General features: G+C 72.3%; 11 protein-coding genes. 8 read left to right on the top strand and 3 right to left on the bottom strand.

Features of this window, described 5'->3' with window-relative positions:
- Window positions 1–3 precede the first annotated feature (3 nt).
- Entirely contained in the window at window positions 4–1,152 is a 1,149-nt protein-coding gene (locus IO36_RS39905; protein ID WP_037628067.1) for a lipid-transfer protein, read from the bottom strand.
- Between the two features lie 97 nt (window positions 1,153–1,249).
- Between IO36_RS39905 and IO36_RS39910 the strand changes: the two genes are divergently transcribed.
- Window positions 1,250–2,935 (top strand): fatty acid--CoA ligase family protein, encoded by a 1,686-nt coding sequence (locus tag IO36_RS39910; protein ID WP_037628068.1) that lies wholly within the window; start codon window positions 1,250–1,252, stop codon window positions 2,933–2,935.
- A 117-nt stretch (window positions 2,936–3,052) separates the two neighbouring features.
- On the opposite strand, the gene IO36_RS47590 is transcribed toward IO36_RS39910, so the two are convergent.
- Window positions 3,053–3,226, bottom strand: a complete 174-nt coding sequence (locus IO36_RS47590; protein ID WP_167347443.1) for a hypothetical protein — start codon at window positions 3,224–3,226, stop codon at window positions 3,053–3,055.
- Window positions 3,227–3,433: 207 nt separating this feature from the next.
- Window positions 3,434–6,388, bottom strand: coding sequence for an SARP-family global regulator AfsR (locus IO36_RS39915; RefSeq protein WP_037628069.1), 2,955 nt, complete (start codon window positions 6,386–6,388; stop codon window positions 3,434–3,436).
- A 245-nt stretch (window positions 6,389–6,633) separates the two neighbouring features.
- On the opposite strand from IO36_RS39915, the gene IO36_RS39920 reads away from it, so the two are divergent.
- The 7 genes from IO36_RS39920 to IO36_RS39950 all read left to right on the top strand — a co-directional run bounded on the left by IO36_RS39920 (window position 6,634) and on the right by IO36_RS39950 (window position 15,854).
- On the top strand, window positions 6,634–7,893 hold the full coding sequence (locus IO36_RS39920; protein WP_051901308.1) for an amidohydrolase family protein: 1,260 nt from the start codon (window positions 6,634–6,636) through the stop codon (window positions 7,891–7,893).
- A 177-nt stretch (window positions 7,894–8,070) separates the two neighbouring features.
- Window positions 8,071–9,546, top strand: coding sequence for an FG-GAP-like repeat-containing protein (locus IO36_RS39925; protein ID WP_037628070.1), 1,476 nt, complete (start codon window positions 8,071–8,073; stop codon window positions 9,544–9,546).
- Between the two features lie 156 nt (window positions 9,547–9,702).
- Window positions 9,703–10,644 carry a TIGR03619 family F420-dependent LLM class oxidoreductase gene (locus IO36_RS39930; RefSeq protein ID WP_037628071.1) on the top strand — a complete coding sequence of 314 codons (942 nt, stop codon included), beginning with the start codon at window positions 9,703–9,705 and terminating at the stop codon, window positions 10,642–10,644.
- 11 nt (window positions 10,645–10,655) lie between these two features.
- Complete coding sequence (locus tag IO36_RS39935) at window positions 10,656–11,432, top strand: SDR family NAD(P)-dependent oxidoreductase (protein ID WP_037628072.1); 777 nt, start codon at window positions 10,656–10,658, stop codon at window positions 11,430–11,432.
- Between the two features lie 98 nt (window positions 11,433–11,530).
- Window positions 11,531–12,649: an LLM class flavin-dependent oxidoreductase gene (locus IO36_RS39940; RefSeq protein ID WP_078943741.1), complete on the top strand. Its 1,119-nt coding sequence runs from the start codon at window positions 11,531–11,533 to the stop codon at window positions 12,647–12,649.
- Window positions 12,650–12,663: 14 nt separating this feature from the next.
- A complete protein-coding gene (locus IO36_RS39945) occupies window positions 12,664–14,394 on the top strand; it encodes an N-acyl-D-amino-acid deacylase family protein (protein ID WP_037628075.1) in 1,731 nt (576 codons plus the stop codon).
- Entirely contained in the window at window positions 14,391–15,854 is a 1,464-nt protein-coding gene (locus IO36_RS39950) for an aldehyde dehydrogenase family protein (RefSeq protein ID WP_037628076.1), read from the top strand. Before IO36_RS39945 ends, IO36_RS39950 begins: the two co-directional genes overlap by 4 nt.
- Window positions 15,855–15,917 lie beyond the last annotated feature (63 nt).

The raw sequence follows: 15,917 nt of genomic DNA on the forward strand, positions 1-15,917 counted from the left end.
CCCTCAGTTCCTCAGCAGGAGCGCGGAGGTGGGGACCCCTTCCCCCGCCGTGACCAGACAGGTCGCCGCACCCGGCACCTGTGCCGTGCTGGTGCCCCGCAGTTGCTTCACGCCCTCGTTGATGAGGTTGAAGCCGTGCACGTAGGCCTCGCTGAGCCCGCCGCCCCCGGTGTTGAGCGGCAGCCGTCCGCCGATCTCCAGGGCCCCGCCCTCGGTGAAGGCCGCGCCCTCCCCGCGCCCGCAGAACCCGTAGCCCTCCAGCGAGAGGGGGATCAGGGGCGTGAACGCGTCGTAGATCTGCGCCACGTCCACGTCCTCGGGGGTGAGGTCGGCGTGCTTCCACAGATGCCGGGCGGCGGTCCAGGCGGGGCCGGTGAGCGGGTCGTCGTTCCAGTAGTTGACCATCCCGTGGTGCTGGGCGGGCAGGCCCTGCGCGGCGGAGTGGACGTACACCGGCCGCTGCCGGCAGTCGCGGGCCCGCTCGGCGGAGACGATCACGCAGGCGAGCGCGCCGTCCGTCTCCAGGCAGTTGTCGAAGAGGCAGAGCGGCTCGCTGATCCAGCGGGCGGTCATGTACATCTCGCGGGTCAGCGGGCGGTCGTACATCATCGCGGCCGGGTTCTGGTTGGCGCGGTTGCGGCAGGCCAGGGCCACGTTGAAGAGGTGGTCGCGGGTGGCCCCGTACTCGTGCATGTACCGGCGCGCGAGCATGCCTATCTCGTCGGCGGGCCGCAGCAGCCCGAAGGGCCTGGTCCACTGGGCCGGGGTGGGCAGCTGCACGGCCGTGTTCCGCCAGGGGCGCGGTCCGCTGCCCCGTTTGCGCGAGCGCCAGGCCACGCCCACCGTCGCCTGGCCGGTGGCGACGGCGGCGGCCAGGTGCGCGACGGTGGCGCAGGAGCCGCCGCCGCCGAAGCCCACCTTGCTGAAGAAGGTGAGGTCGCCGAGCCCGACGGCCTTGGCGACCTCCACCTCGTCGGTCTCCTCCATCGTGTACGAGGCCAGCGCGTCGACCTCCGCAGGCGCGATGCCGGCGTCGTCGAGCGCGGCGAGGATCGCGCGGCAGGCCAACGTCTTCTCGGACTCGGGGAGTTGCTTCGCGAAGGCGGTCTGTCCGATCCCGACGACGGCCGTGGCGTCCTTGATGCCTGGCATGGCTGACCTCCGCACGCGTCCCGGCTGCTGACAGTCCGTCAGGCTACAGCTAATCTGACGGTCAGTCAGCTAGTGGGGTTTCGGCGGGAGGTGCTCGATGCGCGGTGACCTGGAGTGGGGCGGCGTCCCGGGGCTGGTGCGGTGGGCGGCGGACCGCTTCGCGGACCGCGAGGCGGTCGTCGAGGGCCGGACGCGCGTCTCCTACGCGGAGCTGGGCGCTCGGGTGGAGCGTGCCGCGGCGGCCTGTCTGGCGAGCGGGGTCCGCGCCGGCGACCGCGTGGCCGTCTGGGCCCCGAACACCCTCGACTGGATCGTCTGCGCCCTCGGCGCGGTGTCCGCGGGGGCGGTCCTCGTTCCCCTCAACACCCGCTTCAAGGGCGCCGAGGCGGCATACGTGCTGGCCAGGAGCCGGGCGAAGCTGCTGTTCGTGACGGGGACGTTCCTCGGCACGTCGTACGTGGCCGCGCTGCGGCGGGCGGCGGGGGAGCCCGGCCCCGGGACCGGCCCCGATCCTCTGCTCGGCGCCGGCGCCGGCACTGGCCCAGCCTCCGGCCGCGCCCCCGCCCCCGACCCCGCCCCGGGAAGCGGTCCACTGCCCGGCCTTCCGCATCTGGAGCAGGTGGTGGCCCTCGCGGACGACGCCCCCGCCGACTTCCGCACCTGGAAGGACTTCCTCGCGGACGGCGAGGGAGTCGGGCGCGAGGAAGTCCGCCGCCGCGCGGCGTCCGTGTCCGGCGGCTCGCCCTCGGACATCATCTTCACCTCGGGCACCACGGGCCGGCCCAAGGGAGCCCTGATCACCCACGCCCAGACCCTGCGCGGCTACGAGATCTGGAGCGACCTCGCCGGGCTGCGCGAGGGCGACCGCTATCTGATCGTGAACCCGTTCTTCCACACCTTCGGCTACAAGGCCGGGATCATCGCCTGTCTCATGCGCGGGGCGACGATGGTCCCGCAGCCCGTGTTCGACGTGGACACGGTGCTCGCGAACGTCGCCGCGGAACGCGTCTCCGTCCTGCCCGGGCCGCCCACCCTCCACCAGTCCCTCCTCGACCACCCCGCCCGCGACGCCTACGACCTCTCCGCCCTGCGCCTGGTGGTGACCGGCGCCGCGGTGGTCCCGCTGCGGCTGGTGGAGCGGCTGCGCACCGAACTCGGCGTGGACACGGTCCTGACGGCGTACGGGCTCTCCGAGGCGAGCGGGATCGTCACCATGTGCCGCCGGGGCGACCGGCCGGAGGTGATCGCCTCGACCTCGGGCCGGGCGATCCCGGACACCGAGGTACGGGTGGTGGACTCCGCGGGCGCCCCGGTGGCGCCCGGGTCCCCGGGCGAGGTCCTGGTGCGCGGCTTCAACGTGATGAGCGGCTACTTCGAGGACGCGGCGGCCACGGCGGAGGTGCTGACCCCGGAGGGCTGGCTGCGCACGGGTGACGTGGGGGTCCTCGACGCCGAGGGCAACCTGCGCATCACCGACCGGATCAAGGACATGTTCATCGTCGGCGGGTTCAACGCCTACCCGGCGGAGATCGAGCAACTGCTCGGACTGCACCCCGAGGTCGCGGACGTGGCGGTGATCGGCGTACCGGACAGCCGCCTGGGCGAGGTCGGCCGGGCCTACGTCGTCCGCCGCCCGCACTCCGCCCTCACGGCCGACGACCTGATCACCTGGTCCCGCCGCGAGATGGCCAACTACAAGGTGCCCCGCACGATCGCCTTCGTCGCCACCCTGCCCCGCAACGCGAGCGGAAAGGTGGTGAAGGGGGAGCTACGGGGGCGCTAGGCGCCCTTCGTCCGACCCGTCCGACCCGTTCGCCCGGTGCCGGGCCCGGACACACGGCGACCGCGACGGCTCCCCCTCCGCGCCGCCGCGGTCGATCCCCGTGGTGTGTGGTCCTGGTCAGGCAGGCTCGTCCGTCACGTGGGTGTTGTCCGGAGTGGCCTCGCCGCTAGCACTCAGCGGCTTGATCGGGCTGCTCGTCACGTGGGTGTTCATCGGCGTGATCTCTTCGCCGTTCTCGTCCGTCACGTGCGTGTTGTCCGGCTCCGTGATCGTCTTGTCGGTGTCGCTCATGGTGCTGCCTCCCCTTTGGCGGTTCATCGTGGAACTGTGACCCCGTCCGGCCATTCCCCCGAGGATGGCCGGACGAGCCACTCGAGCCGCCAACCCTAGACTGTGAGTTCGGCGACCACTGCGGCGGTCCGTCTGCCCCCCGACGCGACGGATCGACAAGAGAAAGACTGCCGCGCGGCGATAAACGAACGATGAACGTCCGCGTACCTAGGCCGCGATGGGCGTCAGCAGCGCCCGGACCTCGGTGGCCTCCGGTGAACCCAGCTTCTCGTAGATCTGCAGGGCCTCTCGCCAGCAGACCTGGGCCCTGCCGGACTGACCGATTCCGACCAGCGCCTTGCCCAGTACGGTCAGTACATTGCCCCGGCGCCATTCGCCACCGATGCCCCGCAGCACGGTGAGCGCCATCTCGGCGTTGCTCGCCGCCCCGGCGGGCTTGCGGGCGTCCAGGTCGACCTCCGCGAGGCGGCAGAGGGCCATTCCCTCCCACAGCCGCTGCCGGCTGTCCCTGAACACCCTTAGCGCTTCCTCGAGTTCGGCCGTGGCGTCGGAGTGGCGGCCGCTCTTGCCGAGGGCCATCCCCAGCGCGTAGCGGCCGTTCGCCACCCGCAGGGAGTGGCCCAGCGTCTCGTAGATCTCCGTGCCCTGGCCGGCGAGCACCACGGCGCTGTCGGCGCGTCCCGTGGCCAGATGGAGCCGCGAGAGGTTGCAGAGCGGGCTCGCCGACCCGGCCAGGTCGCCGCAGCCGCGGAACTCCTCGACCGCCCGGCTGAAGTAGGCCTCCGCGTCCACGTACCGCTTCTGGTAGAAGGCGATGCTCCCCAGGATGTTCGCCGCCCAGCAGCAGGGCAGCGGATCCTTGGACGCCTCGGCCAGCCGGAGCGCCTCCTTGGCCTCGCGGTAGGCCTGGTCGAACATCCCCGAGAACAGCTGCGCGTTGCTCAGGACCACCCCCGCGCGCCCTTCCGCGTGCGGGTCCGAGGCCTCCCGGGCGGCATCGCGCAGTGCGGCCGCGGCGGCCTCGTACTCCTTCGAGTTGGCCCCCGACTCGGCGAGGTCGACGGCCGCCCAGAGGAGGTCGATGGCACGCCGAAGGGTCGGCGCGCCCGCCGACTGCCGTACACAGGCCAGGAGGGGCACGGCCTCGGCGTACAGCCAGTCCCAGGACGCCTGCCGGTCACCGAACACCAGCCCCGCGTAAGCCGTGGGTTCCAGGTGGTCGACCAGGCGGTCGCCGGGGCGTTCTATCGCGTAGACCCCGGCCGCCGTGCTCAGGTAGAAGTCCAGCAGCCTGGACAGGGCGGCCGCCCTTTCGCTCGGCGGCTGTTCGTCGCGTTCGGCGCAGGCACGCGCGTAGAGGCGGACCAGGTCGTGGTAGCGGTAGCGGCCGGGCGCGGCGGACTCCAGGAGGGAGGTGTCGACGAGGGACTCCAGGAGGTCCTCGGTGTCCTCGGCCGGGAGGTCGAGCACCGCCGCCGCGGCCGCGAGCGAGATGTCGGGCCCGTCGGCGAGGCCCAGCAGCCGGAAGGCGCGGGCCTGGGCCGGCTCCAGCTGGCCGTAGCCGAGTTCGAAGGTGGCCTTGACGGCCAGGTCGCCGGCCTGGAGCTCGTCCAGCCGGCGCCGCTCGTCGCCGAGCTTGGCCGCGAGCACCGACACCGTCCAGGTGCGGCGGGCCGCGAGCCGGGAGGCGGCGATCCGGATGGCCAGCGGCAGGAACCCGCAGGCCGCGACCACGTCCAGGGCGGCCTCGCGCTCGGAGGCGACCCGCTCCTCGCCCACGATCTTCGTGAAGAGCTGGAGCGCCTCCTCGGGGGACATCACGTCGAGGTCCACGAGATGGGCCCCGGCCAGGTCCACCATCCGGATGCGCGAGGTCACCAGGGCGGCGCAGCCCTCGGTGCCGGGCAGCAGGGGCCGTACCTGGGCGGCGTCGCGGGCGTTGTCCAGCAGGACCAGCACCCGGCGGCCGTCGAGGACGGAGCGGTAGAGGGCGGAGCGTTCCTCCAGCGAGTCCGGGATCGCCGAGTCCGCGGTGCCGAGGGCCCGCAGGAAGGCGCCGAGGACGGTCTCCGGTTCGGCGGCCCGCGATCCGGCGCCCTGGAGGTCGACGTACAGCTGTCCGTCGGGGAACGAGGCGCGGGCCTGGTGGGCCACGTGCACGGCGAGGGTGGTCTTGCCGACGCCCCCGATGCCCGCGAGCGCCGAGACGGCCATGACCCGGCCCTCCTCGGAGGAGGCCGCGGCGAGGACGTCGCTCAGTTCCTGCACGAAGGACGCCCGGCCGGTGAAGTCGGTGACGGTGGCCGGGAGCTGGGCGGGGCGGACGAGGGCGACGACGGGCTCCGCCTTGGGGGCGGAGGGCTCCGCGAGACCCGGGTCCGCCTGGAGTATCCGCTGCTGGAGCTCCTTCAGCCCCTGACGCGGGTCGACCCCCAGCTCGTCGGCGAGCAGCCGCCGGGTGTCGGCGAACACGGCGAGGGCCTCGGCCTGCCGGCCGGAGCGGTACAGCGCCAGCATCAGCAGTTCCCGCAGGCGTTCGCGCAGCGGGTGCGCCGCGGTGAGCGCCGTGAGTTCGGAGACCGCCTCCGCGTGGAAGCCCTGCTCCAGGTCCATGTCCAGGCAGGATTCGAGGAGTTGCAGCCGCCATTCCTCCAGGCGGGCCCGCTGGGTCTCGGCGTGGGGGCCGGGGATGCTGGCGAGCGGTTCGCCGTCCCACAGGTCGAGGGCGTCCCGGAGCAGGTCGCGGGCGCGGGAGAGATCGCCCGAGGCGCGCGCCTTCTCGGCGTCGGCGGCGAGTTCCTGGGCGTTGACGTGGTCGAGCGCGCCCTCGCGCAGGGAGCGGATGGCGTAGCCGCCGGACTCGCTCACCAGCACCTCGGCGCCGAGCGTCTTGCGCAGGCGCGAGGCGTACGTGCGCAGGGCGGCCAGTGCCTGGGACGGGGGCTCGTCGCCCCACAGGGCGTCGATGAGTTCGGAGGCCGTGGCGGTGCGGCCGTCGCGCAGCAGCAGCGCGGCCAGCAGGGCGCGTTGCTGCGGGGACCCGGCCGGCAGCGGATCCTCCCCGAGCCAGGCGCGCACCGGGCCGAGCACGCTGAAGCGCAACGCCGCGGGCTCCTCGGGGCCCGGATGCCACTGCTTCGGTACGCGCGGCACACCGTCCATCGCTTCCCCCTGCCGAACTGTCAGTACAACGAGGCCAGTTTGCCTTGTTCATGGCGGATGCGTCAGCCGTGCGAGACAGCGATCACAAGGCATCGCCGGGTGGGCCACACGGTCCTCACACAGGCTCCTCACACTTCCCCGCCCATTCATCCGGCCGCCATGGCCGGAGGCGTACCCCGGAGGCCGGCGGGAGGACCGCCGACCGACAGCTGACGCACCGTCAGATCGGCGCTACCGTGGCCGGTATGGAGACCACGGAAAACGCGCAGAGCCCCTCGGCGGACGCACCTGACGCCTTCCCGAGGATCATCTCGGTGGACGACCACACGGTCGAGCCGCCCCACGTCTGGCGGGACCGGCTGCCCGCGAAGTACCAGGACACCGGACCCCGCATCGTCCGCGCCCCCCTGAAGGAGATGACCTTCCTGGGCGGGAAGTTCGCCCCGGTGATGGGCGCCCCGGGTGACGAGGGGCCGGTCGGGGACTGGTGGGTCTACGAAGACCTGCACAGGCCCCTCACCCGTCTCGACACGGCCGTGGGCTACGACCGGGACGAGATCAGGCTGGAGGTCATCACCTACGAGCAGATGCGCCCCGGCTCGTTCGACGTGACGCGCAGGCTGGCCGACATGGACGTCAACCACGTCCAGTCCGCCCTCTGCTTCCCCACCTTCCCCCGCTTCTGCGGACAGACCTTCACCGAGGCGGCCGACCGGGAGCTGGCCCTTCTGTCGGTGCGGGCCTACAACGACTGGATGGTGGAGGAGTGGTGCGGGCCGGACGCCCGGGGGCGGCTGATACCGCTGACGCTCGTCCCGCTGTGGGACGCCCGGCTCGCGGCGGACGAGGTGCGCCGCAACGCCGCCCGCGGGGTCCGCGCGGTGGCGTTCTCCGAGATCCCGCCGCACCTCGGGCTCCCGTCCGTGCACACCGACGACTGGGACCCCTTCCTCGCGGCCTGCGACGAGACCGGCACGGTCGTCGCCATGCACATCGGCTCCAGCAGCAGGATGCCGTCGACCTCGGCCGACGCGCCTCCCGCGGTCGGCTCGACGATCACCTTCGCCAACTGCTGCTTCTCGATGGTCGACTGGCTGATGAGCGGCAAGTTCGAGCGGTTCCCGAACCTGAGGGTGATGTACGCGGAGGGCCAGATCGGCTGGATCCCGTACATCCTGGAGCGCGCGGACGTGGTGTGGGAGGAGAACCGCGCCTGGGGCGGGGTTGCCGACAAGGTCCACCGGCCGCCGTCCGAGCTGTTCGCCGACCACGTCTACGGCTGCTTCTTCGACGACGCCTTCGGCCTGCGCAACCTCGACGCGATCGGCGTCGGCAACGTCCTGTACGAGACGGACTACCCGCACTCCGACTCCACCTGGCCGAAGTCCAAGGAGGTCGGCGAGGCCCAGATGGGCCACCTGGCCCCCGACGTCGTCGAGCGGATCGTGCGGGGGAACGCGATCGACCTGCTGGGGCTGACGGGGGAGGGACTCTGGGCGGGCTGAGGGGCGGGCTGAGGGCTGCGGCGCCCGGTGCGCCCGGCCGGCGGCGCCGGATAACAGTTCGGAAACTCCGACCGTCCTCCGGGCAACCCCGTGGCCGTGAGGAGGGTCGTACCGGCGGCGGAATCTAGGATTCCGCTACTGGTCGGCTGTTCCTTCATCGCAGGAGTTGGGTTCCACATGGGACGACGCAGGTCTCTTTCTCGCCTCGCACTCGCGGCCGCCGTGGCCGCCGCCGGGGCCGTCGTCGGCCCGGTGAGCGCACACGCGGCCGGTGCGACGAGCGTGCGCGCCGACTTCAACGGCGACGGGTACGCGGACCTCGCCGTCGCGGCGCCCGAGGGCGCGGTCGGCGGGCACACCCGCGCGGGGTACGTGAGCGTCGTGTACGGCTCCTCGAAGGGGCTGGACACCACACACCGCCAGGTCATCAGTCAGAACACGACCGGTATACCCGGGGCCGCCGAGACCAACGACTACTTCGGCTGGGGCCTGTCCTACGGCGACCTGGACGGCGACGGGTACACGGACCTGGTCGTCGGCGCCCCGAACGAGGGTGTCGGATCCGTGCCGGGAGCGGGCACCCTCACGGCCGTCTGGGGCGGAAAGGCGGGACTGTCCGGCGGAAGGGTCGTGGCGGCCGGCTCCACGTTCGACCAGGTCAGGACCCGGAACACGGCCGTCGGCGACTTCAACGGCGACGGCCGGCTCGACGTGGCCGCGGACAACCACCTGCTGACCGGCCCGTTCACCCGCACCGCCGGTGCCGCGGCGACCGGGAGCCTCGTCCTCGACACGGACGACGACATCAACAGCCCCTACCACATCGACGACATCGCCGCCGGGGACGTCGACCACGACGGCATCACCGACCTCGTCGGCCTCATCCACACCCCGGTCGAGGAATTCTGGGCGGGCGTCGGCTACCGCATCGCCTACCTCCACGGCACCAAGCAGGGGCTGAGCGACCCGGTCGAACTGACGCGGACCGACGGCACCGACATGCCCGGCGGCTCCAGCCTCGGCATCGGCGACGTGAACAAGGACGGCTACGCCGACCTCGTCATCGGGCGTCCCGTCGACGGCCACGGTGAGGAATCCGTCGAGCCGGCGCTCCTCGGCGGGCAGGTCGGTGTGGTGTACGGCTCGGCGAGCGGACCCGACACCTCCCGTACGAAGGTGATCAACCAGAACACGGCGGGCGTGCCCGGAGTGTCCGAGAAGGGCGACGACTTCGGCCTCGGCATCTCCGTCGGCGACGTCAACGGCGACGGGTACGCGGACGTCGCCGTCGGCACCCCGGGCGAGGCCATCGGCACGCTCGCCTCGGCCGGCGGCGTGGCCGTCCTGCGCGGTTCGGCGTCCGGACTCACGGGCAGCGGCGCCGTGTCCTTCAGTCAGGACGCCACGGGTGTTCCCGGCACCGCCGAGAAGGGAGACCTCTTCGGCGGGTACACCGCGCTGGCCGACGCCAACCATGACGGCCGTGCGGAGCTGTACGTCGCCGCGCACGGGGAGAACACCTACGACGGCGGCGTCTGGGCCTTCCGCTCCACCAGCACCGGCCCGACCGCCACCGGCTCCGTCTCCTTCGGGCCCGCCGCCCTCGGCGCGCCCGTCACCGACGCCTGGTTCGGCTACGGCCTCGCCCCCTGACGCACTTCAGGGCTCTTCCGGACAACGGCTCCGGCGGACATTTTCCGCCGGGGCCGCCCCTTGTCTGACGAGCCGTCAGCGACGACGATGTGCGGGTCCCATTGAAATCTGACGGTCCGTCAGTCGGGCGGCCGTCGGTCAGGCAAGGGGGTCGTCGTGCCCGTCCCGTCCGAGGAACGTCTGTCCTACGGCATCCAGCTCCCCGTCCAGTCCCAGAGCACCATCTACGCCGAGCCCTGGGAGACGGACGCGGGGCCGGGTGACCTCGTCGAGATCGCCCGTGCCGCCGACCGCGCCGGGTTCGCCTACATCGCGAGCTGCGACCACGTCGCCGTACCGCGCCGGCTCGCCGACGCCATGAGCACGATCTGGTACGACCCCGTCGCCACGCTCGCCTTCCTCGCCGCCGCCACCGAGCGCGTCCAGCTGCTCAGCCATGTCGCGGTCGTCGGGCTGCGGCACCCGCTCGTCACCGCCAAGCAGTACGCGACCCTCGACCACCTCTCGGGCGGACGGCTGATCCTCGGGGTCGGCGCCGGGCACGTACGGGAGGAGTTCGAGGCGGTCGGCGCGGACTTCGAGCGCCGGGGAGAGGTCCTCGACGAGACGATCGACGCCCTGCGCGCCGCGCTCGGACCGGACGAGTACCCCGTCCACCACGGCAAACGGTACGACTTCGAGGGCCTCGGCCAGCGGCCCCGGCCCGCCCGGGAACGGGTGCCGGTGTGGGTGGGCGGCTCCTCGCCCGCCGCCGTGCGCCGGGCCGCGCTGCGCGGCGACGGCTGGTTGCCGCAGGGCGACCCGCGTGACCGGCTGCCGGCCCAGATCGCCCGGATCACCGCTCTGCGCGCCGAGGCGGGCGTCACCGGACCCCTCACGATCGGCGCCATCACCGAGCCGCTGTACGTCGGCGCGCCCGGCTGGGACGTCGGGCGGCGGACGCTGAGCGGGCCGCCCGCGGCCCTGGCCGCCTCGCTGCGGGAGTACGCCGCGATGGGCGTCCACCAGATACAGGTGCGGTTCCGCAGCCGGAGCCGTGACGAACTCCTCGACCAGATCAGCGCGTTCGGCGCGGACGTCGCGCCCCACCTCGCTTAAGGAGTCAGGGCATGGGCAAGCTGGACGGACGGGTCGTCCTCATCACCGGCGCGGCGCGCGGGCAGGGCGAACAGGAGGCGCGGCTCTTCGCCGCGGAGGGCGCGCGCGTGGCCGTCGCGGACGTGCTCGACGACCAGGGGGAGAAGCTGGCCGAGGAGATCGGCGCGGTCTACGTCCACCTCGACGTGAGCCGGGAGGAGGACTGGACGGCGGCCGTCGCCTCCGTCAAGGCCGCCTACGGGCGGATCGACGGGCTGGTCAACAACGCGGGCATCCTGCGCTTCAACGCCCTCGTCGACACCCCGCTCGACGAGTTCCTGCAGGTCGTGCAGGTCAACCAGGTCGGGGTGTTCCTCGGCATCAAGACCCTCGCGCCCGAGATCGCCGAGGCCGGCGGCGGGACGATCGTGAACACGGCGTCCTTCACGGGGCTGACGGGCATGGCGTACGTGGGCGCGTACGCGGCGACCAAGCACGCCATCGTCGGGCTGACCCGGGTGGCGGCGCTGGAACTCGCGGAGAAGGGGATCCGGGTCAACGCGGTCTGCCCCGGCGCCGTCGACACGGCCATGAGCAATCCGGCGCAGCTCTCCCCGGGCCAGGACGCCGAGGAGGCCTCGGGGGCCCTCGACGCGTTCTACTCCAAGCTGGTGCCGCTCGGCCGGATCGGCCGGCCCGAGGACGTGGCGAGGCTCGCCCTGTTCCTGACCGGCGAGGACTCCGCGTACATCACCGGCCAGCCCTTCGTGATCGACGGCGGCTGGCTCGCGGGCGTGAGCGTTCTCTGACGGTGTATCAGCTATTGACGGTCCATGCGCGTGGTGGAACAGTCGGCTCAATGAATCTGACGGTATGTCAGATAACTGGATGGGGACGGTGAACCGCCTTGGAATTCGGGCTCTTTGTACAGGGATACGTGGGTAAGCGGGCCGAGACCGACCCGCTCGCGGAGCACAAGGCGCTGATGGAGGAGACCGAGTACGTCATCCAGGCGGACCGGTCCAACTTCAAGTACGCCTGGGCCTCCGAGCACCACTTCCTGGAGGAGTACTCGCACCTGTCGGCCAACGACGTCTACCTCGGCTACCTCGCGCACGCCACCGACCGCATCCACCTCGGCTCCGGCATCTTCAACCCGCTCGCCCAGGTCAACCACCCGGTCAAGGTCGCCGAGAAGGTCGCCATGCTCGACCATCTCACCGGCAACCGCTTCGAGTTCGGGTCGGGACGCGGCGCCGGCTCGCACGAGATCCTCGGCTTCCTCCCCGGCATCACCGACATGAACCACACGAAGGAGATCTGGGAGGAGACCATCGCCGAGTTCCCGAAGATGTGGCTCCAGGACGAGTACGTGGGCTTCCAGGGCAAGCACTGGTCGCTGCCGCCGCGCAAGATCCTGCCCAAGCCGTACGGGAAGTCCCACCCCGCGATGTGGTACGCCGCCGGGTCGCCGCCCTCGTACGCCATGGCCGCCCGCAAGGGCCTCGGTGTGCTCGGCTTCAGCGTGCAGAAGGTCGCCGACATGGAATGGGTCCTGGAGCAGTACAAGACCGCCGTCGTGGACGCCGAGCCCATCGGGGACTTCGTCAACGACAACGTGATGGTGACGACCACCGCGATCTGCGCGCCCACCCACGACGAGGCCATCCGGATCGCGGTCGGCGGCGGGCTGCACTACCTGCCCTCCCTCGTCTTCCGCTACCACGACACCTTCCCGCGCCCCGAGGGCTTCCCGGTCTGGCCCGAGACCCTCCCCGAGTACAACGCGGAGTTCGTCGAGCTGCTCATCGAGGAGGAGCTGCTGATCTGCGGCGACCCGGACGAGGTGCTCACGCAGTGCAAGCGCTGGGAGCAGGCCGGCGCCGACCAGCTCAGCTTCGGACTGCCCGTCGGCGTCCCCAAGGAGGAGACCCTCCAGACGATCCGGCTCATCGGCGAGCACGTCATCCCGAAGATCGACACGGACCCGGTGCACCGCACCACCCGCTTCCGCCAAGCCGTCTAGGGGGTACTCCCGCGATGCTCGACCACGTGATCAGGGGCGCGACCGTCGTGGACGGGACGGGAGCGCCCGGGTACACCGCGGACGTGGGGATCCGGGACGGCCGCATCGCCGTGACCGGCACGGTCACCGAGCCGTCCCGGACGAGCGAGGACGCGCACGGGCTGGTCCTCGCCCCCGGCTTCGTGGACCCGCACACCCACTACGACGCCCAGCTGTTCTGGGACCCGTACGCGACCCCGTCCCTCAACCACGGCGTCACCACGGTCGCGGGCGGCAACTGCGGGTTCACCCTCGCCCCGCTGAACCCCGGCCGCCCCGAGGACGCCGACTACACGCGCCGCATGCTGTCCAAGGTCGAGGGTATGTCCCTGGTCGCCCTGGAGGAGGGCGCGCCCTGGAACTGGCACACCTTCGGGGAGTACCTGGACGCCCTGGAGGGCCGCATCGCCGTCAACGCCGGCTTCATGGTGGGCCACTGCGCGCTGCGCCGGTACGTGATGGGCCCCGACGCGGTCGGCGGACAGCCGACCCGGGAACAACTCGACGCCATGCTGCGGCTGTTCCACGAGGCCATGGAAGCCGGGGCCTGGGGCCTGTCCACCACCCAGTCCTCCACCCACTCCGACGGCGACGGCCGGCCCGTCGCCTCCCGGCACGCAGAGCCCGCCGAACTCCTCGCCCTGGCCCGGGCCGTGGGGGAGCACGAGGGCACCCAGATCGAGGCGATCACCGCCGGCTGCCTGGACCGGTTCAGCGACGCCGAGATCGACCTGTTCGTGGAGATGAGCGCGGCCGCGGGCCGCCCGCTCAACTGGAACGTCCTGACCATCGACTCCGCCGTCCCCGAGCGCGTCCCGCGCCAGCTGGAGGCGAGCGAACGCGCCCGCAAGGCCGGCGGCCGGGTCGTCGCGCTCACCATGCCGATCCTCACCCCGATGAACATGTCGCTGGGCACCTTCTGCGCGCTGAACCTGATCCCCGGCTGGGGACCGGTCCTCGCGCTGCCCGTGCCCGAGCGCATCGCGAGGCTCCGCGACCCCGCGGTCCGCGCCGAGATGCTCGCGCGGGCCCGGAGCAAGGAGGCGGGCGTCTTCCGGCGGCTCGCCGACTTCGGTCGGTACGTCATCGGCGACACCTACTGCGCGGCCAACGAGGGCCTGACCGGGCGCGTGGTGCGCGACATCGCCGCCGAACGCGGCCTGGAACCCTTCGCCTGCCTGGTGGAGATCTGCGCCGCCGACGAACTGCGTACGGTGCTGTGGCCCATGCCCACCGACAACGACCCGGACTCCTGGACCCTCCGCGCCGAGACCTGGCGGCACGAGGACGTCCTGCTCGGCGGCTCCGACGCGGGCGCCCATCTGGACCGCATGTGCGGAGCCCCGTACACCACCCGGTTCCTCGGCGACTGTCTGCGCGGCCGCGGGCTCACCTCCCTGGAAGCCGCCGTGAAGATGCTCACGGACGATCCCGCGCGGCTGTTCGGCCTGCGCGACCGCGGACGGATCGAGGTGGGATTCCATGCGGACCTGGTGCTCTTCGACCCGGAGCGCATCGACGCCGGCAAGGCCACACTGGTGCACGACCTGCCGGGAGACAGTCCGCGGCTGGACTCCCGGGCGATCGGCGTGAACGCCGTGTGGGTCAACGGGGTGGAGGCCATCCGCGACGACGTGGTCACCGGCGCGGTGCCCGGACGGGTCCTGCGGTCGGGCCGCGACACCCGCACGGTGAGCACCCGGTGACCGCCGCCGAGAGCGCTGAGCAGCGCCTGTTCGTCGGCGGCGCGTGGGTGGCGCCCGACCACGGGTTCCACGAGGTACGGGACCCCGCGACCGAGCAGGTGGTCGGGCTCGCCCCCGAGGCGTCCCGGGCCCAGGTGCACGCGGCCGCGGCGGCGGCCCGCGAGGCACTCGGACCCTGGTCGCGCACCCCCGCCGGGGAACGGGCCGCCGTCCTCGACCGGGCGGCCGACGTCATCCGGCGCAACCTCGTGCCGTACGCCGCCCTCGCCCAGGCGGAGAGCGGTGCCACCACCGGGACGGCGCGCGGCATGCAGGTCGGGGTCGGGATGGCCCGCTTCCGCCGCTACGCCCGGCCCGAGCCCGTCGAGACGGCGCTGCCGCCGCAGATCAACGAGGCGGGCCCGTTCGGCCCGGCCGCCGTGATGGGCGCGCTGGCCGTGCGCCGGCCCGTCGGCGTGATCACCTGCATCACCTCGTACAACAACCCGTGGGCCAACCCGGCCGGCAAGATCGCCCCCGCGCTGGCGATGGGCAACACCGTGGTGGTCAAGCCCGCCCCGCAGGACCCGCTCTCCGTCTACCGGATGGCCGAGGCGCTCGAGGCCGCGGGCGTGCCGCCGGGCGTGGTGAACGTGGTCGGCGGCTCGACCGCCGAGTCCGGCGAGGCGGCGGTCGACTCCCCGGACGTCGACATGGTCAGCTTCACCGGCTCGACCGCGGTCGGCCGGCGGATCGCCGAGGTGTGCGGGCGCGGGATGAAACGCCAGCTCATGGAACTGGGCGGCAAGGGCGCGGCGATCGTCTTCGAGGACGCCGACCTCGCCTCGGCGGTGTCCGGCATCGGCACGACCTTCTCCTTCTACAGCGGCCAGATCTGCACGGCGCCCACGCGGGTGCTGGTGCAGCGGTCCGTCCACGACCGGCTGATCGAGCAACTCGCCTCCTACGCGGGACGCTTGAAGGTCGGCGATCCACGGGACCGGGACACGGTCGTCGGACCGGTCATCTCCGCGGCCCACCGCGACCGCGTCGAGTCGTACGTCGAACTCGGCCGCAAGGAGGGCGCGCGGATCGTGACGGGCGGCGAACGCCCGCCCCTGCCCACCGGGTTCTACGTCGCCCCCACCCTTCTCGCCGACTGCACACCGGACATGAGGGTCGTCAGGGAGGAGATCTTCGGGCCGGTCGTCGTCGTGCTGCCCTTCGACGACGAGGAGGAGGCGATCGCCCTCGCCGACGACAGCGACTACGGACTGATCGACTACGTCTGGTCCGGTGACGTGGCTCGCGCCTTCCGCGTGGCCGGCCGGCTGCGCGCGGGCGGCGTCGGCGTCAACACCGTCGGCCGGAACATGGAGGCCCCCTTCGGCGGCTTCAAGCAGAGCGGGGTGGGGCGAGATGTGGGCTCCTACGCGCTGCACGCGTACAGCGAGACTCAGGCGATCGTGTGGCCGGGGTGATGTGAAGTGACGTGGATCGAGGTGAGGGGTCGGTTCGCCGGGGCGGCTTGAGCCATGGGCGCC

This window comes from Streptomyces aureus (assembly GCF_000725495.1).
GTDB lineage: Bacteria > Actinomycetota > Actinomycetes > Streptomycetales > Streptomycetaceae > Streptomyces > Streptomyces aureus_B.